Genomic DNA, 18,139 nt, shown 5'->3' with positions numbered 1-18,139 from the left:
TGTTTCCTTTATCTCGATCGGCTCGTTCCAGTCCATACGTCGCTGAGCAGCGCCTTCCGCATTTCTACTGTCCAGCTCCAGGCGCTAGCGACTAGTGTACTTCCACGATCCTCCTTGCGATAAGTCAACATCGATTCACTAACGTTCATCGTGTTTCCTTTATCTCGATCGGCTCGTTCCAGTCCATACGTCGCTGAGCAGCGCCTTCCGCATTTCTACTGTCCAGCTACAGGCGCTAGCGACTAGTGTACTTCCACGATCCTCCTTGCGATAAGTCAACATCGATTGACTAACGTTCATCGTGTTTCCTTTATCTCGATCGGCTCGTTCCAGTCCATACGTCGCTGAACAGCGCCTTCCGCTTTTCTACTGTCCAGCTACAGGCGCTAGCGACTAGTGGACTTCCACGATCCTCCTTGCGATAAGTCAACATCGATTCACTAACGTTCATCGTGTTTCCTTTATCTCGATCGGCTCGTTCCAGTCCATACGTCGCTGAGCAGCGCCTTCCGCATTTCTACTGTCCAGCTCCGCCTCCTAGACACTCGAGTCAAATAACCTGTCGCTTACAAGACTATCGTCTTTCCAGCGCCAGAACATTTGCTTGTCGTGTCTAAACAGTCGGCTCCGCTTTTCTATGGTACCATCCAACTTAGTACGTTGGATTGGAGGAAGGTGAGGATGCCGACGATGATGACTAGGATGAAGCTGTGTTTGACGGTGAAGCGGAATAGGTCGGATTCTTTTCCGTCTAGTCCGACAGCTCCAGCTGCAACGGCGATCGATTGTGGAGAAATCATTTTTCCGGTTACTCCACCCGACGAGTTCGCCGCTACGGCAAGTAATGGGTCCATTCCGACCGATTCGGCGGTTACTTTTTGTAAGTTACCGAATAATAGGTTGGCTGATGTATCGGAACCTGTGATGAATACGCCGAGCCAGCCGAGGAATGGCGAGAAAAACGGGAATAAGTAGCCAGTTTTTGCGACGACTAATCCAAGAGTCGTTGTCATACCTGATGCGTTAGTTACGTAAGCGAAGGCGACAACGCTTGCGATCGTTAAAATTGGGAACTTTAATTCATTCATTGTTTCTCCCAATGTTTTTACCCATTCCGACCAAGAGATTTTCACAATATATTTACTAACAATCGCTGCGATTAAAATAGCTGTACCTGCTGCGCCGAGAAATTCCAATTTGTAAATGGCAGAAAGAGCTTCGCCATCTCCATTGAAGATTTGGTTGTGCAAAAATGGAACTTCTGGTGCAAAGGTTAATTTGTGACCAATGGAATTGATCGCCAATAATACGCTGTTTGATCCTTCATAATGGCCTGTTAATGCCGCTTTAATCGATGGAATTCCCCAAACAGAAATGAAAGCTGTTAGAATAAGGAACGGTGACCATGCTTTGAAAATAGCTCCAGCTGAATGTTTCGGCACTTCCTGATGCTGTGCATTTTGTTCCTCGTGAGCAAAACGATAAATTGTTTTCGGTTTCCAGAATTTCAAGAAAATAGCGAGAGCGAATAAAGAGACAAGTGCGGATAAAATATCCGGCAACTCTGGGCCTAAGAAATTGGAACTTAAATATTGAGTAACCGCAAAGGAAACACCAGATACTAAAATAGCCGGCATCACTTCTTTTGCTCGCTTAAATCCAGCCATTATAACAACTAAGTAAAGCGGAATAAATAAGGATAAGAACGGTAATTGTCGTCCAACCATTTTTGATACTTCCATCGCTGGAATGCCTGTTGGTCCTTCTACGGCGATAATCGGAATTCCGACTGCACCAAAGGCAACGGGAGCGGTATTGGCAATTAAGCAAAGCCCAGCGGCATATAGCGGGTTGAAGCCAAGCCCAACTAATAAAGCAGCTGAAATGGCAACAGGTGCCCCAAATCCGGCGGCTCCTTCAAGGAAAGCACCGAAAGAGAAGGCGACAAGCAAGGCTTGTAAACGTCGATCCTCTGTAATACTTAAAACAGAATCACGAATGATGTCGAATTGTCCTGTTTTAACTGTCAATTTGTACAAAAAGACGGAAGTAATAATGATCCAACCGATTGGTAGTAATCCGTACACAGCTCCTTGGCTGGCAGATAATAAAGACAATCCAACCGGCATTTTGTAAGCGATTGCAGAAAGAACAAGAGAAAGGGCTAACGTAATTAGACCAGCTTTATATCCCTTCATTCTTTTAACAGCCAGTGCCCAGAAGAAGAAAATAATAGGAATTAAAGCCACAAGTGCAGATAAGCCCAGGCTGTCTGCAATAGGAGTGAAATGTTGTTGATACTGCATAAAAAGCCTCCTAACAGTTTTTCTTTTTTGAATAGTCAGATTAAACGAAGTGTAGGTCATCTGATGATCTAATGAAATGATCATCCATCTGTTTATTTATTATAGGAGTTGTTGTCGAAAAAGACAATATAAATGTTACTAATTTGTGAAAATTAAAAATGATATTGATATAGATTGGGCGATGAAAACAAATTTCTCAAGCAAAGTGAAAATTTTCGTTTATAATAATTGTATTAGGACAGCAAAATTGAAATTTTCGTTTATAATGATTGTATTAGGACAGTTAGAGGTGAAACCGGTGGAGTATAAAAAAATTAAACCGAAGAAAATATATGAAGAAGTTGCAGAAGCTCTTTTGGATTCGATCCGTTCTGGAACGTTGAAGCCAGGCGATAAGTTAGACTCGGTTCAACAATTAGCAGAAAACTTTCATGTAGGCCGTTCAGCTATTCGAGAAGCGTTAACATCTTTACGAGCTATGGGGTTAATTGAAATGCGTCAAGGAGAAGGAACTTATGTGAAAGATTTCTCTCCATCAGGTATTGCGTATCCAATTCAAAACGCTTTATTAATGAATAAAGAAGATATGTTTCACTTAATGGAGGTTCGGCAACTTCTTGAAGTGAGTGTTGCTTTCAGTGCAGCTGAAAAACGTACAGAAGAGGATTTATTAAAAATTCGTTGGGCGCTTGAGGAAATGAAGCATCATTCTAACCCGATGGAATTAGGTGATGAAGCGGATCTTGCCTTCCATTTAGCGATCGCCGAAGCCACGGGGAACCCGCTTTTGCTTAGCTTAATGAATCATGTATCGGATTTAGTGTCAGAGTCAATGAAGGAAGCGCGCCGTATTTGTCTTTATTCAGAAATGGCAACATTTGAGCAGTTGAATCTGGAGCACGAAGCCATTTTTCGAGCGATTGAAGAAGGAAATCCGGAAAAAGCGCGACTAGAAATGCAAAATCATATTCATAACATAGGAAATATTTTGAGAGAGTATATAGAGGGAATCGAAAAGGTAAGATAAATTAGTAGATAGAATAGGGTAGTTAACTGGAGTTAACTACCAATTATTCTATTTTTTTAATATGAGTGATGGTTATGAATAAAAAAAATATTTCGGCATTTGAAAAAAACTTCAAAAAACGCTTTTATTGTAGTATGATACATTTTATTGGTTAATAAGGTCATCAGATGACCAGTTCTTTGGATAGGTAATTCTTTTCGACAAAAATCGGGAAGTGCCTGTCACTTTTAAAAAAGAGGTGTTCAACATGAAAGTTGCTTTGTTTGCTACGTGTCTTGTAGATATGTTTCAGACGGATGTGGGAAAGGCGACAGTTGAGATTTTAGAGCGTTTAGGTTGTGAGGTGGAGTTTCCAGAGCGTCAAGTATGTTGTGGACAACCAGCTTTCAACAGTGGCTATGTAGAAGAGTCTAAAGGTGCGATGAAGAAAATGATCGAAACCTTTGAGAACTCAGAATATGTCGTATCGCCGTCTGGTTCATGCATTACCATGTTCAAAGAGTATCCACATGTGTTTAAAGGAGATGCTGTTTGGGAGCCGCGTGCGAAAAAATTAGCAGAAAAATCGTATGAGTTCACTCAATTTATTGTTGATGTATTAAAAGTGGAAAGCTTAGGCGCTAAATTGCCTGGAAAAGCTACGTATCATACGTCTTGTCATATGACTCGTCTTCTAGGTGTAAAAGATGCACCGATGACTCTTTTGAAAAATGTAGAAGGCTTAGAATTTATTCCATTGCCAAATGCGCATAACTGTTGCGGTTTTGGTGGGACATTCTCCGTGAAAATGGGACAAATCTCTGAGCAAATGGTCGATGAAAAAGTAGCTTGTGCGGAAGAAGTAGAAGCTGACTATTTAATCGGAGCTGATTGTGGTTGCCTAATGAATATCGGTGGACGCATGGAACGTAAAGGGAAACCTATTCGCGTGATGCATATTGCCGAAGTATTGAATAGCCGTTGATTTATCAGCAAACCATACAAAAAAATCAAAAGAAAGAGGTGACGTTCGATGGCAATGAAGTTTGGAGCGGAAGACTTTAAAGGACGCGTCAAGGAAAAAATGACTGACACGTTCATGAGAGGAGCTGTGGCGGGCGCGCAAGAACGTTTGCGAACTCGTCGTATAGATGCAGCAGAAGAGCTTGGTAATTGGGAAGACTGGCGCTCTCATGGGGAAGAAATTCGTCAACACGTGCTTGAGAACTTAGATTATTATTTACACCAATTAAGTGAGAATATTTCAAAACGCGGTGGTCATGTGTTTTTTGCAGAAACACCTGAGCAAGCGAATGAATACATTACAAACGTTGCGAAGCAGAAAAATGCGAAGAAAATTTTAAAAGCAAAATCAATGGTGACAGAAGAGATCGGTATGAATGGCGCACTTGAAGCTATGGGCTGTGAAGTCATTGAGACCGACCTTGGTGAGTACATCTTACAAGTCGATGATCATGATCCACCATCCCATCTCGTAACGCCTGCTCTTCATAAAAATAAAGAGCAAATTCGTGATGTGTTCACAGAGAAATTAGATTATCACGAGACGTCTAAACCAGAAGAGCTTGCGTTGCATGCTCGTAAAATGTTACGTGATGACTTTTTGAAGGCAGATATCGGTGTAACAGGCTGTAACTTCGCCATCGCTGAATCTGGTTCGATCAGCTTCGTAACGAATGAAGGAAATGCTCGTCTCGTCACGACGATTCCGAAAACACAAATTACGGTTATGGGAATGGAGCGTATCGTTCCAACTCATGAAGAATTTGAAGTGCTTGTTAGCTTATTAACGCGTAGTGCGGTTGGACAAAAATTAACAAGTTACGTTACAGCGTTATCAGGCCCTCGTGAAGAAGGCGATGTAGATGGACCAGAAGAGTTCCATTTAGTCGTTATCGATAACGGTCGTTCGAAAATCTTGGGAACAGAATTCCAATCGGTTCTTCAATGTATCCGTTGTGCTGCTTGTATTAACGTATGTCCAGTTTACCGTCACATCGGTGGTCATTCGTATGGCTCAATCTATTCAGGCCCGATCGGTGCGGTACTTTCTCCATTACTTGGTGGCTATGATGATTTCAAGGAGCTTCCATATGCGTCTACGTTATGTGCTGCTTGTTCTGAAGCTTGTCCGGTGAAAATTCCGTTACATGACTTACTTCATAAGCATCGCCAAGTGATCGTGGAGAAAGAAGGACGTGCGCCAATTTCTGAAAAGCTAGCGATGAAAGCATTTGGACTAGGAACGTCTTCTAATCCATTGTATGGAATGGGATCAAAAATGGCGTCAACAGTGATGAAACCATTTACGAAAAATGATCGTATTTCTAAAGGCCCTGGTCCACTGAAAGCTTGGACGGAGCTTCGTGAATTCCCAGCGCCAGACAAACAACGCCTGCGCGACTGGTTTAAAGAACATCAAAAAGAGAAAGGAGGCGACAAATAATGGCAGGAACGATTCATAACCGTGACTCATTTTTAGCCAACATCGCCTCAAATCTTGGAAGAGAAAGAAAAGAAAAAGTGGAGCGTCCACAATGGGCATTTCAACCTCAGCATGAAGTGTTGAAAGATGCGACACAAGATGAGCTTGTTGACGTATTGCGTGAGCAGTGCAAAAACATTCACACAGACTTTATCGAAACATCATCTGCTGACCTTGTGAAAACATTGTCTGAGAAAGTAGATGCCTATGGCGGTGGACCAATTTCTTTATGGAATGACGAACGTTTTGCAGAATTCGGTTTATCAAACTTAATTCAAGAAACGTGGCCGAAAGAAAGTAAAGAAGTGAACGTCTGGAATCCAGAGTTAGGGCAAGAAAATATCGATAACGCAGAAAAAGCGAATATCGGTATTACATTTAGCGATATGACTTTAGCTGAATCAGGTACAGTTGTGTTACTGAGCAGCAAAGACAAAGGTCGCTCAGTGAGCCTTCTACCCCATAAATATATTGCGATTGTGCCAAAAAGTACGATCGTGCCACGTATTACCCAAGCGGCACAAGCAATCAGCCGTAAAGTACAAGCTGGTGAGTTAGCGCCATCATGCGTGAACTACATCACGGGTCCAAGTAACTCTGCCGACATCGAAATGAACCTTGTTGTTGGTGTACACGGCCCAGTGAAAGCTGCTTATATTATCGTTAATGATAAATAAAGATTCGCCTCTTTTATTAATCATTTTTTCGATATATTGATGATTCGCCAATTATCAATAGAAAAACGGACTCGTCTAATAAGATGAGTCCGTTTTGTGTTTTTCATGATCCAGCTCCGCCTCCTAGACACTCGAGTCAAATAACCTGTCACTTACAAGGCTCATCGCCTTTCCAGTGCCAGAACATTTGCTTGTCGTGTCTGAACAGTCGGCTCCGCTTTTCTTGTCCAGCTGCAGGCGCTAGCGACTAGTGGACTTCCATGATCCTCCTTGCGATAAGTCAACATCGATTCACTGACGTTCATCGTGTTTCTTTTATCTCGATCGGATCACTCCAGTCCATACGTCGCTAAACAGCGCCTTCCGCTTTTCTATTTATCTTTCAATATGGCGTACGATCTAATCATTGAGCCGACGAACATGATGAGTGCGCCGCTTAGTAGTGTTTTTTGGAATGTTGCTTTAGTGATCATTTCTAATGGATAGAGCAGACCGGCGAGCATAAGTACGATCCCGATGGCTGTTAAGATCCAGCTGATTTTTTTCATTACATTTCACCTTCATTTCAATCGATTGTATGTTCATTATATCATGATCGCTGAATTTTTCCCGCATTAACGGGCTGTAAGACTCCCACCTCAACATGGCAGAAAGAGCGCAGTCATCTAGGTGGGAGATCAACAGCCCGTAAAAGCCCGATTGGTTCAACTAACAATCAGTGGGGGATAAAGAAAACCCCCCACTGATTGAAGTTTCACTTTATGACGTTTTGAACGGGTCCAAATGTGGTATAGATGAATATAATAGTTAGAAAATTTATAGTTTTTTGTCTTTTGTATTGCGCCATTTTGTTAATTGGGTTATATTAGAGTTATTAATAAATGAATGAGCATTCATTCAAAAGGGTGTGAAGGGGGAAATGAAGTTGGTTCAGCACATTCAAAAAGCAGCTGTTCTTGGGTCAGGTGTGATGGGTTCAGGGATTGCGGCACATTTAGCGAATATTGGCATACCATCGATTTTGTTAGATATTGTTCCTCGCGAATTGTCGAAGGAAGAGGAAGCAAAGGGGTTAACATTGAACGATCGTCAAGTGCGCAATCGTTTTTCAGCAGGAGCGCTGAAGAAGCTATTAAAGCAAAAGCCGGCTCCGCTTACATCTAAAAAGAATCTCTCACTGATTACTGCAGGGAACTTAGAAGATGACTTAGAGCAATTGCAAGAAGTCGATTGGATTATTGAAGTCGTTGTTGAAAATCTTGATGTCAAAAAACAAGTATTTGAAACGATTGAGAAGTATCGCAAACCGGGCAGTATCATCAGCTCTAATACATCCGGTATTTCGATTGAAGCGATGGCAGAAGGCCGCTCGGAAGATTTTCGCAAACATTTTTTAGGAACACATTTCTTTAATCCACCTCGTTATTTAAAGCTACTAGAAGTAATTCCGACGAAGGACACTGATCCTGACGTGCTTGAATATATGAAAACATTTGGAGAAGACACGCTCGGTAAAGGTGTGGTGCTGGCGAAGGATACGCCAAACTTTATCGCGAACCGCATTGGCACATATGGCTTGTTGAAAACGGCGCAGGAAATGCTTGTGACAGGTTTCACACCAGGGGAAGTGGATTCGATTACTGGTCCGTTAATTGGTCGCCCGAAAAGTGCCACTTTCCGAACGTTGGATGTTGTTGGCCTCGACACGTTTATTCACGTTGCCAACAATGTGTATGAGCAAGTAGAAGGGGAAGAAAAGCAAGTATTTGAAGTGCCGGAATTCATAAAAAATATGCGCGACAACGGCTGGATTGGCGCGAAAAGCGGGCAAGGCTTTTTCAAAAAAGAAGGCAAGACGATTTTAGAATTACATCCAGAAACGATGGAATATAGTGAGCAAAAGAAGTTAACGGCCGCTTCGATTGAAATGGCAAAGCAGCAAAAAGGCACCGGAGCCAAATTGAAAGCGCTTATTTACGCTGATGATAAGGCTGGCCAATTTTTATGGAAGATTATCGCGCCTGTACTGACCTATTCCGCTGAATTGACAGGCGAAATTGCTGACGATATTTTAGCGATTGATCAGGCGATGAAATGGGGCTTTGGCTGGAGTCAAGGACCGTTTGAAATGTGGGATGCGATCGGTGTCGAGAAGTCGGTCGAGAAGATGGAAGCAGAAGGGTTAAATGTGCCTGCTTGGGTGAAAGAAATGCTCGCAAGCGGTCATACTTCGTTTTATAAAGAAGATGGTTTTTACCATAAAGGGGAATATACATCGGTCCCGGTCAATTCGAAAATAATCGATTTGAAAAAATTGAAGAAGCAAGGAAACGTGATTAAAAGCAATAGTGGCGCAAGTCTTATTGATATTGGTGATGATATCGCCTTACTTGAATTCCACTCTAAAAGCAATGCAATCGGCATGGACATTGTCCAAATGATTAACTATGCCGTTGATGAAGTCGAGAAGAACTACAAAGGGCTTGTGATCGGGAACCAAGGCAAGAACTTCTGTGTCGGTGCGAACTTGGCGATGATTTTAATGGAAGTACAAGATGACAACTTATGGGATGTAGAAATGGTTGTGAAAGGCTTCCAGCAAGCGATGATGAAAATGAAATACAGCTCGAAGCCAGTAGTTGCCGCACCATTCGCAATGACGCTTGGCGGTGGAGCAGAGGTTTGCTTGCCAGCGGCTCACGTTCAAGCAAGTACGGAAACGTATATGGGGCTCGTTGAAGTAGGTGTCGGTCTGATCCCAGGCGGTGGTGGTAACAAAGAGCTGTACATCCGCCATTTAGAGCAAATGGCGAACGGGGTGCAAGTAGATTTGCAAAATGTCGCCAACAAAGTGTTTGAAACGATTGCGATGGCGAAAGTGTCGACATCGGGTGAAGAGGCTCGTGAGAATAATTTCTTAATGAAAGCAGATGGCGTGAGCGTCAATCCAGATCATCTTTTACACGATGCGAAACAAGCGGCGCTGTATTTATATGAGAGTGGCTACACTGCACCGAAAAGAAAGAAAATCCCGGTCGTTGGGGAGTCCGGCTATGCGATGCTGCTGTTAGGTGCGCAATCGATGTTAAAGTCCGGCTATATTTCTGAGCATGACTTAAAAATCGCCCAAAAGCTTGCTTATGTGATTGCAGGTGGGAAGCTTCCATTCGGTACAGAAGTGGATGAACAATACTTATTAGATTTAGAACGCGAGGCCTTTTTAAGCTTATGTAAAGAGCCGAAAACACAACAGCGAATGCAGCATATGCTCGTGAAAGGGAAGCCATTACGTAATTAATTTGCAAGGGGGAGAAAGAGTATGAAGGAAGCGGTCATTGTAGCGGGTGCAAGAACTCCAGTCGGTCGTGCGAAAAAGGGATCGTTAGCAACTGTTCGTCCAGACGATCTCGGGGCGATTGCGGTGAAAGAAACGTTAAAACGGGCAGGAAATTACGAGGGAGAAATTGACGATGTTATTATCGGCTGTGCGATGCCGGAAGCGGAGCAAGGAATGAATATGGCGCGAAATATCGGTGCGCTTGCGGGGCTTCCTTACACCGTACCAGCGATTACGATCAACCGTTACTGCTCGTCTGGTTTACAGTCCATCGCCTTTGCGGCAGAGAGAATTATGACGGGGCAAGCAGAGACGATCATTGCTGGTGGAGCCGAGTCGATGAGTATGGTACCGATGATGGGCCATGTCGTTCGTCCGAATATTTGGCTTGCGGAAAATGCGCCTGAATATTATATGAGCATGGGCCACACAGCTGAAGAGGTTGCTAAAAAATACGGCATTTCTCGCGAAGAGCAGGATGCGTTTGCGGTTCGCAGTCATGAACGTGCGGCGAAAGCGATCGCGGAAGGGAAATTTGTTGATGAAATTGTCCCGGTGGATGTGACGCTTCGCCATGTCGGAGCAGACAATAAATTGGTAGAGAAGCAGATCAAGTTTTCACAGGACGAAGGGGTACGTCTAGGAACAAACATGGACACGTTAGCGAAGCTGCGCCCTGCTTTTTCTACAACGGGTACGGTTACAGCAGGGAACGCCTCACAAACGAGTGACGGTGCGGCAGCCGTGATGGTGATGGAACGTGAAAAAGCTGAATCACTTGGATTACAACCGATCGCCAAATTCCGCTCGTTCGCAGTAGGTGGCGTCCCTCCGGAAATTATGGGAGTTGGGCCGGTTGTGGCGATTCCGAAAGCGTTGAAGCTCGCTGGATTAGAAGTAGCCGACATTGGATTAATCGAGTTGAATGAAGCCTTTGCTTCTCAATCGATTCAAGTCATTCGTGAACTTGGTTTAGATGAAGAAAAGGTCAATGTCAACGGGGGAGCGATTGCACTCGGTCATCCACTAGGCTGTACAGGGGCAAAGTTAACATTATCTTTAATCCATGAGATGAAGCGACGCAATGAGCAATTTGGAATGGTGACGATGTGTATCGGTGGAGGCATGGGAGCTGCTGGGGTATTTGAGCTTTTATAATTAACGAAACAGGGGGAGAAAAATATGACGAATCAAACGGAAAAGCAAGCTGTTAAAGGTGGAGCATTTTTAATTGAGGACATTTCATATGATCGCGTATTTACGCCGGAGGACTTTTCTGATGAGCAAAAAATGATCGCCAAAACAACAGAAGAGTTTGTGATGAATAGTGTCATGCCACAAGTCCCTTATTTAGAAAAACATGAATTTGAGCGCTCGGTGAAATTGCTTCACGAAGCGGGTGAGCTCGGTCTGTTAAGCGCCGATGTGCCAGAGGAGTACGGCGGCTTAAACTTAGATAAAGTCAGTTCGGCTTTGATCGCGGAGAAATTGGCGGTAGCAGGCGGCTTCTCAATCACACACGGTGCTCATGTTGGAATCGGTTCGTTGCCGATCGTCTTATTCGGAAACGAAGAGCAAAAGCAAAAGTATTTGCCAACATTGAGCACAGGGGAAAAAATCGCGGCGTACGCCTTAACAGAGCCGGGATCGGGGTCGGATGCACTAGGAGCGAAAACAACGGCGAAACTAAATGAAGCCGGCACGCATTATGTGTTAAATGGTGAAAAGCAATGGATCACAAACGCAGGATTTGCCGATGTATTCGTTGTGTACGCGAAAATTGATGGCGATAAATTTTCTGCTTTTATCGTCGAGAAAGAATTCCCAGGCGTATCCACAGGGGCAGAAGAAGACAAAATGGGGATTAAAAGCTCGTCAACGCGGACATTAATTTTACAAGATGCCGAAGTGCCGAAAGAAAACTTGCTTGGCGAAGTCGGTCGCGGCCATGTGATCGCGTTTAACATCTTAAATATCGGCCGTTACAAGCTCGGTGTCGGTACAGTCGGAAGCTCAAAGCGTGCGCTTGAAATTACGTTGAAATATGCAAATGAGCGCAAGCAGTTCAACACACCAATCTCGGCTTTTAACTTAACGAAAGAGAAGTTTGCCACGATGGGTGCGAAACTCTATGCTTCTGAAAGTGCGATTTACCGCACGGTTGGTTATTTCGAAGACCGCATGAGCCAGCTGTCAGAAGAAGAGCAAAAAGATGGAATGGCGATTTCCCAATCGATTGCTGAATACGCGATTGAATGTTCATTAGGAAAATTCTTCGGCTCAGAGGTGCTTGATTATATGGTCGATGAAGGCGTGCAAATTCACGGGGGCTACGGCTTCATGGAAGAGTACGAAATCGCTAGAATGTACCGCGATTCCCGCATTAACCGCATATTTGAAGGAACGAATGAGATCAATCGCTTAATCGTGCCAGGCACTTATGTCAAAAAAGCGTTCAAAGGTGAACTTCCGCTGCTGGAAAAAGCACAACAATTACAAGGTGAATTAATGATGCTGATGCCAGAAGAAGTGGGGGCAGAGCCACTCGCACAAGAAAAATATTTAGTGAAAAACGCCAAGAAACTCGGTCTAGTAGCCGCTGGTTTAGCGGTTCAAAAATATGGTAAGGCATTGGAAAAGGAACAAGAAGTGTTGTCTAATTTAGCGGATATCGTTAATTTAGTCTATGCGATGGAATCAGCAGTTCTGCGCACAGAAAAAGCGATCGCCAATGTAGGAGAAGAGAAGAGCAAACAAAAATTATTGTACACGCAAATTTTCTGCCAAGAAGCGTTCGATGAAATCGAAGCACACGCGAAAGAAACATTGGTCGCTGTAGAAGAAGGCGACAACCTCCGGATGATGCTATCGGTTTTACGCAAATTAACACGCTACACACCAGTCAATATCATCACGAAAAAACGTGAAGCGGCTGAAAAATTAATTAGCGCTGAAAAATACGTCATTTAATTTAGCTAGCACCCGCTCAAGTGGCGGGTGTGTTTCGTTTGACGTTCGAACCTACAAAAGAGGGTTTTATGTGGCAAACAGCGAAGTTATTTGTTATAAAGGGTATAAGTTATTTAGAATGGAGGTCGACGAAGGAATGACGTTGACATTTTATTGGTATCCGAAATGCGGAACGTGCCGCAATGCGAAAAAATGGTTAGAAGAGCGCAACATCGAATTTCAAGCAGTACATATTGTAGAACAGCCTCCTTCTAAAGAGGAATTAAAAGATTTATATGAAAAAAGCGGCTTAGAATTGAAGAAGTTTTTTAACACGAGCGGTCAGAAGTATCGCGAGCTTGGGTTAAAAGACAAAGTCAAAACGGCTACGGAAGACGAATTGCTGACCCTTTTAGCTTCTGACGGCATGTTAATGAAACGTCCACTCACGACAGATGGACAGAAAGTGACTGTCGGTTTCAAGGAAGACAATTTTGAAATGAACTGGGCAAAACAATAGAAAGAAGTTTCTTGCTTTGTTCTTGTAAAATAGGTAAAGTTTAATTGAAATCACGTAATGGAGGGATAGGTATGAACGCACCAAAGGAATTACGTTATTCTAAAGAGCATGAGTGGATAAAAACAGAAGGAGAACAAGTTCGCATCGGCATCACTGAGTTTGCACAGTCTGAACTAGGCGATATCGTATTTGTTGAGCTTCCATCTGTAGGGGATGAAATTAAAGCAAACGAGCCGTTCGGTAGCGTAGAATCTGTTAAAACAGTTTCCGAATTATACGCACCTATTAGCGGAAAAGTCGTTGAAGTGAACGAAGATTTAGACGACAGCCCAGAGCTAGTGAATGAATCTCCTTATGAAAAAGCTTGGATGGTCGTTGTTGAAGTATCCGATGCTTCTCAAGTAGACGGCTTAATGACGGCTGAGCAATATGAGGAAATGGTGAAAGAAGACTAATGACGAACGAGAGCACTTCCACGTGATGGAGGTGCTTTTCTTTAAAAATAGACAGACTGATCATCGAGGCGAAGGGTGATGACGATGTTTGTGGAGAAAACGATTGTTGTTGAAGGCACTTCTGATAAAAGAAGAGTACAAGAAATCGTGAAAGAGCCAGTTGAAATCATTTGCACAAATGGTACGATTGGTGTGAGCAAGTTAGATGAAATGATCGATGAGCTTGATGGTCGAGATGTGTATATTTTAGTAGATGCCGACAAAGCAGGGGAAAAGCTGCGAAAGCTATTTATTCGCGAGCTGCCAGAAGCTCATCATTTATATATTGATCGAGTGTATAAAGAAGTGGCGACTGCTCCTTATCGACATTTAGCTACGATCCTATTAAGTGCCAACATCGATGTGCACAGTAAGTTTTTGCAAAAAGGTGGATAAACATGCAGCCAGAACAATTGTTAGCGATGATCGAGCAACAGCCGAAAGTAGCGATTTACGCCTACGCTCCCATGTGTGGGACGTGCCAGCTCGCTTCGAAAATGCTCGATGTCGTAGAAAAAGTAGGAACAGCTTACGAATGGGCTCGGATCAATTTAAATTATTACGAGGATTTTGCCGAAACCTATAGCATTGAAAGTGTTCCGTGCTTACTTATTTTTCATAAAGGTCAGCTGATGGAAAAGATTTATGCGTTTCAGTCTGTTCCGCATATTTATGAAAAATTAAATCAGTATTAACGACAACCTGCCATCGTTTTGGCAGGTTTTTTGGCGAAGATATTGTCGAGCAATTCTTAAAGGATTTTCCGCCCTTTTTTTTGAAATAAGTAATCATAAAGCAATTAGAGGAGGCGGGCGGATTGCATAAGCAACTTTCGATGATTCAAGAGGCATGTCAAGAAAGAGCGCATCTCCATTCAATGCTACCAGTTGAACCTGTTGGTGTGCTGTTAGAAGATGAACATGAACATTGGTTGTTGACGATTAGCAAAGAAGGCATTGCTTTTTCCAACGAAGACTTTCAGCCGTGGCAGTTAAAAGTGAGTGCCAAAAAAGGCAACATGGCTCACTGTTTGGCGGGAGAACAACGCCTTTTTCTGTACCATCGCATGGGCAAAGTGGACCTATCAGGCCTTTATCGACTGCAACTCTGGTTCGAATCCCTCCTCTGGCTTTGTCGGGCGTATGATTAAAAGCGGAAGGCGCTGTTCAACGGCGTATGGACTGGAGCCATCCGCACGAGATAATAAAAAATATTTTTCTTATTGACAATTTTCAAACTAAGATGATACAATCAGTCTCAACAATTAATTGAATAGCGAAACTCTTATCAAGAGAGGTGGAGGGATTGTGCCCGACGAAGCCCGGCAACCTTCAACAATGATTTGTTGAAAAGGTGCCAATTCACACAAAGCGATTGCTTTGGTAGATGAGAGAAAGGACCTTAACAACTTATCCCTTTCTGCTCATTGCGGCAGAAAGGTTTTTTATTTTAAAGGGAGAGTGAAGCCATATGATTTCAATTGCAAATGTGAAAAAGATTTTTGCAACGAAGAGTGGCACAGTGACAGCGGTAGATGACATTAATTTAAACATAGATCAAGGAGAAATCTTTGGCATCATCGGTTACAGTGGAGCGGGAAAGAGTACGCTAATCCGCATGCTGAATGGGCTTGAATCTCCTTCTGAAGGGTCGGTCGTTGTCGCTGGTCGTAAAGTATCAAATATTCGAGGAGCGGAACTGAGACAAGCACGCCAAGAGATTAGCATGATTTTTCAGCATTTTAACTTGCTTTGGTCGAGAACGGTTCGGGAAAATATCGCCTTTCCACTTGAAATTGCTGGTGTTCCGAAAGAAAAACGAAAAGAGCGCGTCGATGAACTGATTCAGCTAGTTGGGCTGGAAGGTCGTGAAGAGGCTTATCCTTCTCAGCTAAGCGGTGGTCAGAAACAGCGTGTCGGGATTGCGAGAGCATTAGCGAACAATCCGAAAGTGCTTTTATGCGATGAAGCGACGTCCGCACTTGATCCGCAAACGACGGATTCGATTTTGGACTTGCTAGTAGATATTAATGAGCGACTCGGGTTAACGATAGTGTTAATTACTCACGAAATGCATGTTATCCGCAAAATTTGTCATCGCGTGGCTGTGATGGAAGCAGGAAATGTCGTGGAATTAGGACAGGTGCTCGATGTGTTTAAGCATCCGAAGCAGCCGATTACGAAGCGATTTGTTCAGCAAGTGACGGGGACAGAGGAGTCGAGAGAGACGATTGCGCATTTACTTGAACAAAAAGGGAAAGTGATTAAGTTGAGCTTTATTGGCGAATCCGCTGAACAGCCGATTATTACCGAGTTAATTCGCAATTTTCAAATATCTGTTAATATCGTTCAAGGAAACGTGTCGCAAACGCAAGAGGGCGCTTATGGCTCGCTCTTTGTTCACTTAACGGGTGCGGAAGAAGAAGTGAGCCGAGCAGTTGCCTACTTAGATCAACATCAAGTGAGTTCGGAGGTGATCACCCATGCTTGAGCAATGGTTACCAAATGTGAAGTGGGATAAAATTTGGGGAGCAACTGGTGAAACGCTTTATATGACGGGAATTTCAGTTGTTGCGACTTTTATTCTTGGTATTTTACTAGGTTTACTCTTATTTTTAACATCGAAGGGTCAAATATTAGAAAATAAAGCGGTGCATGTGATTGTTGCTACGTACGTGAACGTGTTTCGGTCGATTCCGTTTATTATTTTAATCATTTTATTAATTCCGTTTACGAAAGTGCTTGTTGGGACGATGATTGGTGAAGATGCAGCATTACCTGCTTTAATTATTGGGGCATCCCCGTTTTATGCTCGGATTGTTGAGATTGGGCTAAGAGAGATTGATAAAGGGGTCATTGAAGCGGCCCGCTCGATGGGGGCGAAAACGAGCACCATTATTTTTAAAGTGTTGTTGCCAGAGTCGATGCCAGCCTTAGTTTCTGGTATTACGGTCACGGCGATCGTCTTAGTTGGCTACACAGCGATGGCAGGTGCCATTGGGGCTGGTGGGCTTGGAAACTTAGCCTTTTTAGACGGCTTCCAACGCAGTCAAAGCGACGTGACGTTCGTGGCAACCGTCATTATTGTACTCATCGTATTTGCGATTCAATTCATTGGTGACTTGTTCACTAAGAAATTAGATAAAAGATAATGAGGAGGAAATAGAATGAAAAAGTGGTTATTTGCTTTACTTACATCATTGGTGGTATTAGCCCTCGCAGCATGCGGCGGTTCAGAAGAGAAAAAAGAAGAAGGTAAATCAGAAGAAAACAAGAAATTGGTTGTTGGGGCATCTAACGTTCCGCATGCGATCATTTTAGAAGAAGCTAAGCCGTTATTAGAAGCAAAAGGCTATGAGCTAGAAATTGAAACATTCAATGACTATATATTGCCAAACAAAGCGTTAGATGAAGGCGAATTAGATGCGAACTACTATCAGCATATTCCGTTTTTAGAGTTACAAAAGAAAGAGCATGGTTACAAGTTTGAAAACGCAGGTGGTATTCATATCGAGCCAATCGGTGTGTACTCGAAAAAATATAAAAGCTTAGATGAACTATCTAAAGGGGCAAAAGTGTTAATGAGCAGCTCTGTAGCTGACCATGGTCGTGTGTTAAGCCTGTTAGAAAAAGAAGGTCTCATTAAGCTGAAAGATGGTATTAATAAAACGGATGCGACACTTGAAGACGTTAGCGAAAATAAAAAGGACTTACAATTTGAATATAACTATGAACCTGCTTTCCTTCCACAAGCATTTAATAATGGAGAAGGTGACATCGTAGTAATTAATTCTAACTTCGCGATTGATTCAGGGTTAGATCCGTTGAAAGATCCGATTGTTATTGAATCAAACGATTCTCCATACGTGAACATCGTAGCTGTGCGCAGCGGAGATGAAGAGAATGAAAAAATTAAAGCGTTGATCGACGCGTTACATTCACAAGAAATTCAAGACTTTATTATGAACGAATGGAAAGGCGCGATCGTGCCAGTAAACGAATAAATAGAAAGAAGCTTGTCGCTTGATTATGGAGCGGCAAGCTTTTTTTGTGGGCTCTGCGCCCGATGATTGGTTGTTGCCGCCCAATTTTGTTCGAATCGCGCCCAATAATAAGAGGAAAGCGCCCAATTATAGGCCAATCACGCCCGATCGGCTCTTTGTCTGCTTAAAAATCTCGTATAAACCGCTCGTGCTCATCACATATTAAAAGGGCGATAAGCTAGCAACATTAGCGGGAGGATATGAAAGGATATAGTAAGAATTTTAAGAATAAGGGGAGTGATCCGGATGTCAGTAGTGGAGAGCTAGTGAGAGGCGATGAGAGCAGGCTATATGCTTTTTGT

20 protein-coding genes and 1 riboswitch are annotated in these 18,139 nt (G+C 43.1%); of the genes, 15 read left to right on the top strand and 5 right to left on the bottom strand.

Annotated features, from left to right (window positions below; all coding sequences use genetic code 11):
• Window positions 1-8 precede the first annotated feature (8 nt).
• The 4 genes from ACSVDJ_RS14945 to ACSVDJ_RS14930 all read right to left on the bottom strand — a co-directional run bounded on the left by ACSVDJ_RS14945 (window position 9) and on the right by ACSVDJ_RS14930 (window position 2,306).
• Window positions 9-149: a hypothetical protein gene (locus ACSVDJ_RS14945; RefSeq protein ID WP_439166858.1), complete on the bottom strand. Its 141-nt coding sequence runs from the start codon at window positions 147-149 to the stop codon at window positions 9-11.
• 10 nt (window positions 150-159) lie between these two features.
• The gene (locus ACSVDJ_RS14940; protein WP_439166856.1) at window positions 160-300 is read right to left on the bottom strand and encodes a hypothetical protein; all 141 of its coding nucleotides are present in this window, start codon (window positions 298-300) and stop codon (window positions 160-162) included.
• 10 nt (window positions 301-310) lie between these two features.
• Window positions 311-451, bottom strand: coding sequence for a hypothetical protein (locus tag ACSVDJ_RS14935; RefSeq protein ID WP_439166855.1), 141 nt, complete (start codon window positions 449-451; stop codon window positions 311-313).
• Between the two features lie 184 nt (window positions 452-635).
• Entirely contained in the window at window positions 636-2,306 is a 1,671-nt protein-coding gene (locus tag ACSVDJ_RS14930; RefSeq protein WP_439166853.1) for an L-lactate permease, read from the bottom strand.
• Window positions 2,307-2,571: 265 nt separating this feature from the next.
• Between ACSVDJ_RS14930 and ACSVDJ_RS14925 the strand changes: the two genes are divergently transcribed.
• The 4 genes from ACSVDJ_RS14925 (at window position 2,572) to ACSVDJ_RS14910 (ending at window position 6,495) form a co-directional block, all read left to right on the top strand.
• Entirely contained in the window at window positions 2,572-3,333 is a 762-nt protein-coding gene (locus ACSVDJ_RS14925; RefSeq protein ID WP_439166851.1) for a FadR/GntR family transcriptional regulator, read from the top strand.
• 247 nt (window positions 3,334-3,580) lie between these two features.
• Window positions 3,581-4,297 carry a lactate utilization iron-sulfur protein LutA gene (lutA, locus tag ACSVDJ_RS14920; RefSeq protein WP_439166849.1) on the top strand — a complete coding sequence of 239 codons (717 nt, stop codon included), beginning with the start codon at window positions 3,581-3,583 and terminating at the stop codon, window positions 4,295-4,297.
• A gap of 48 nt (window positions 4,298-4,345) precedes the next feature.
• A complete protein-coding gene (locus ACSVDJ_RS14915; protein ID WP_439166847.1) occupies window positions 4,346-5,779 on the top strand; it encodes a LutB/LldF family L-lactate oxidation iron-sulfur protein in 1,434 nt (477 codons plus the stop codon).
• Window positions 5,779-6,495 carry a LutC/YkgG family protein gene (locus ACSVDJ_RS14910; RefSeq protein WP_439166845.1) on the top strand — a complete coding sequence of 239 codons (717 nt, stop codon included), beginning with the start codon at window positions 5,779-5,781 and terminating at the stop codon, window positions 6,493-6,495. Before ACSVDJ_RS14915 ends, ACSVDJ_RS14910 begins: the two co-directional genes overlap by 1 nt.
• Window positions 6,496-6,656: 161 nt before the next feature.
• Here ACSVDJ_RS14910 and ACSVDJ_RS14905 read toward each other — a convergent pair whose 3' ends face one another.
• Entirely contained in the window at window positions 6,657-6,800 is a 144-nt protein-coding gene (locus tag ACSVDJ_RS14905; protein WP_439166843.1) for a hypothetical protein, read from the bottom strand.
• A 620-nt stretch (window positions 6,801-7,420) separates the two neighbouring features.
• Here ACSVDJ_RS14905 and ACSVDJ_RS14900 point away from each other — a divergent pair.
• The 11 genes from ACSVDJ_RS14900 (at window position 7,421) to ACSVDJ_RS14850 (ending at window position 17,798) form a co-directional block, all read left to right on the top strand.
• Complete coding sequence (locus tag ACSVDJ_RS14900; protein WP_439166841.1) at window positions 7,421-9,793, top strand: 3-hydroxyacyl-CoA dehydrogenase/enoyl-CoA hydratase family protein; 2,373 nt, start codon at window positions 7,421-7,423, stop codon at window positions 9,791-9,793.
• A 21-nt stretch (window positions 9,794-9,814) separates the two neighbouring features.
• The gene (locus ACSVDJ_RS14895; protein ID WP_439166838.1) at window positions 9,815-10,990 is read left to right on the top strand and encodes an acetyl-CoA C-acetyltransferase; all 1,176 of its coding nucleotides are present in this window, start codon (window positions 9,815-9,817) and stop codon (window positions 10,988-10,990) included.
• Window positions 10,991-11,014: 24 nt separating this feature from the next.
• Window positions 11,015-12,802: an acyl-CoA dehydrogenase FadE gene (locus ACSVDJ_RS14890; RefSeq protein WP_439166836.1), complete on the top strand. Its 1,788-nt coding sequence runs from the start codon at window positions 11,015-11,017 to the stop codon at window positions 12,800-12,802.
• 136 nt (window positions 12,803-12,938) lie between these two features.
• The gene (locus ACSVDJ_RS14885) at window positions 12,939-13,301 is read left to right on the top strand and encodes an arsenate reductase family protein (RefSeq protein ID WP_439166903.1); all 363 of its coding nucleotides are present in this window, start codon (window positions 12,939-12,941) and stop codon (window positions 13,299-13,301) included.
• A gap of 71 nt (window positions 13,302-13,372) precedes the next feature.
• Complete coding sequence (gcvH, locus tag ACSVDJ_RS14880) at window positions 13,373-13,756, top strand: glycine cleavage system protein GcvH (RefSeq protein WP_439166834.1); 384 nt, start codon at window positions 13,373-13,375, stop codon at window positions 13,754-13,756.
• Window positions 13,757-13,840: 84 nt separating this feature from the next.
• Window positions 13,841-14,191, top strand: coding sequence for a toprim domain-containing protein (locus ACSVDJ_RS14875; protein ID WP_439166900.1), 351 nt, complete (start codon window positions 13,841-13,843; stop codon window positions 14,189-14,191).
• A 2-nt stretch (window positions 14,192-14,193) separates the two neighbouring features.
• Window positions 14,194-14,490 (top strand): thioredoxin family protein, encoded by a 297-nt coding sequence (locus ACSVDJ_RS14870; RefSeq protein ID WP_439166832.1) that lies wholly within the window; start codon window positions 14,194-14,196, stop codon window positions 14,488-14,490.
• Between the two features lie 122 nt (window positions 14,491-14,612).
• Window positions 14,613-14,945, top strand: a complete 333-nt coding sequence (locus ACSVDJ_RS14865) for a hypothetical protein (RefSeq protein ID WP_439166830.1) — start codon at window positions 14,613-14,615, stop codon at window positions 14,943-14,945.
• Window positions 14,946-15,076: 131 nt separating this feature from the next.
• Window positions 15,077-15,188: riboswitch (SAM riboswitch) on the top strand.
• Between the two features lie 77 nt (window positions 15,189-15,265).
• The gene (locus ACSVDJ_RS14860; RefSeq protein WP_439166828.1) at window positions 15,266-16,285 is read left to right on the top strand and encodes a methionine ABC transporter ATP-binding protein; all 1,020 of its coding nucleotides are present in this window, start codon (window positions 15,266-15,268) and stop codon (window positions 16,283-16,285) included.
• The gene (locus tag ACSVDJ_RS14855) at window positions 16,278-16,946 is read left to right on the top strand and encodes a methionine ABC transporter permease (protein ID WP_439166826.1); all 669 of its coding nucleotides are present in this window, start codon (window positions 16,278-16,280) and stop codon (window positions 16,944-16,946) included. Before ACSVDJ_RS14860 ends, ACSVDJ_RS14855 begins: the two co-directional genes overlap by 8 nt.
• Window positions 16,947-16,961: 15 nt before the next feature.
• Window positions 16,962-17,798, top strand: a complete 837-nt coding sequence (locus tag ACSVDJ_RS14850) for a MetQ/NlpA family ABC transporter substrate-binding protein (RefSeq protein ID WP_439166824.1) — start codon at window positions 16,962-16,964, stop codon at window positions 17,796-17,798.
• The last annotated feature ends 341 nt before the right edge of the window (window positions 17,799-18,139 follow it).

The sequence above is a fragment of the Bacillus sp. Hm123 genome (genome assembly GCF_051842975.2).
In the GTDB taxonomy this organism is placed as follows: domain Bacteria; phylum Bacillota; class Bacilli; order Bacillales; family Domibacillaceae; genus Bacillus_CE.
This window is presented reverse-complemented; position numbering and strand designations above follow the sequence as displayed.

What these genes read in the sequence shown, in the direction of transcription:
- ACSVDJ_RS14940 (WP_439166856.1), bottom strand. Translation starts at nt 300, where the DNA reads ATGAACGTTAGTCAATCGATGTTGACTTATCGCAAGGAGGATCGTGGA.
- ACSVDJ_RS14915 (WP_439166847.1), top strand. Translation starts at nt 4,346, where the DNA reads ATGGCAATGAAGTTTGGAGCGGAAGACTTTAAAGGACGCGTCAAGGAA.
- ACSVDJ_RS14875 (WP_439166900.1), top strand. Translation starts at nt 13,841, where the DNA reads ATGTTTGTGGAGAAAACGATTGTTGTTGAAGGCACTTCTGATAAAAGA.
- ACSVDJ_RS14890 (WP_439166836.1), top strand. Translation starts at nt 11,015, where the DNA reads ATGACGAATCAAACGGAAAAGCAAGCTGTTAAAGGTGGAGCATTTTTA.
- ACSVDJ_RS14850 (WP_439166824.1), top strand. Translation starts at nt 16,962, where the DNA reads ATGAAAAAGTGGTTATTTGCTTTACTTACATCATTGGTGGTATTAGCC.
- lutA (WP_439166849.1), top strand. Translation starts at nt 3,581, where the DNA reads ATGAAAGTTGCTTTGTTTGCTACGTGTCTTGTAGATATGTTTCAGACG.
- ACSVDJ_RS14925 (WP_439166851.1), top strand. Translation starts at nt 2,572, where the DNA reads ATGATTGTATTAGGACAGTTAGAGGTGAAACCGGTGGAGTATAAAAAA.
- ACSVDJ_RS14910 (WP_439166845.1), top strand. Translation starts at nt 5,779, where the DNA reads ATGGCAGGAACGATTCATAACCGTGACTCATTTTTAGCCAACATCGCC.
- ACSVDJ_RS14895 (WP_439166838.1), top strand. Translation starts at nt 9,815, where the DNA reads ATGAAGGAAGCGGTCATTGTAGCGGGTGCAAGAACTCCAGTCGGTCGT.
- ACSVDJ_RS14905 (WP_439166843.1), bottom strand. Translation starts at nt 6,800, where the DNA reads ATGAACGTCAGTGAATCGATGTTGACTTATCGCAAGGAGGATCATGGA.
- ACSVDJ_RS14870 (WP_439166832.1), top strand. Translation starts at nt 14,194, where the DNA reads ATGCAGCCAGAACAATTGTTAGCGATGATCGAGCAACAGCCGAAAGTA.
- ACSVDJ_RS14885 (WP_439166903.1), top strand. Translation starts at nt 12,939, where the DNA reads ATGACGTTGACATTTTATTGGTATCCGAAATGCGGAACGTGCCGCAAT.
- ACSVDJ_RS14945 (WP_439166858.1), bottom strand. Translation starts at nt 149, where the DNA reads ATGAACGTTAGTGAATCGATGTTGACTTATCGCAAGGAGGATCGTGGA.
- gcvH (WP_439166834.1), top strand. Translation starts at nt 13,373, where the DNA reads ATGAACGCACCAAAGGAATTACGTTATTCTAAAGAGCATGAGTGGATA.
- ACSVDJ_RS14930 (WP_439166853.1), bottom strand. Translation starts at nt 2,306, where the DNA reads ATGCAGTATCAACAACATTTCACTCCTATTGCAGACAGCCTGGGCTTA.
- ACSVDJ_RS14855 (WP_439166826.1), top strand. Translation starts at nt 16,278, where the DNA reads ATGCTTGAGCAATGGTTACCAAATGTGAAGTGGGATAAAATTTGGGGA.
- ACSVDJ_RS14935 (WP_439166855.1), bottom strand. Translation starts at nt 451, where the DNA reads ATGAACGTTAGTGAATCGATGTTGACTTATCGCAAGGAGGATCGTGGA.
- ACSVDJ_RS14860 (WP_439166828.1), top strand. Translation starts at nt 15,266, where the DNA reads ATGATTTCAATTGCAAATGTGAAAAAGATTTTTGCAACGAAGAGTGGC.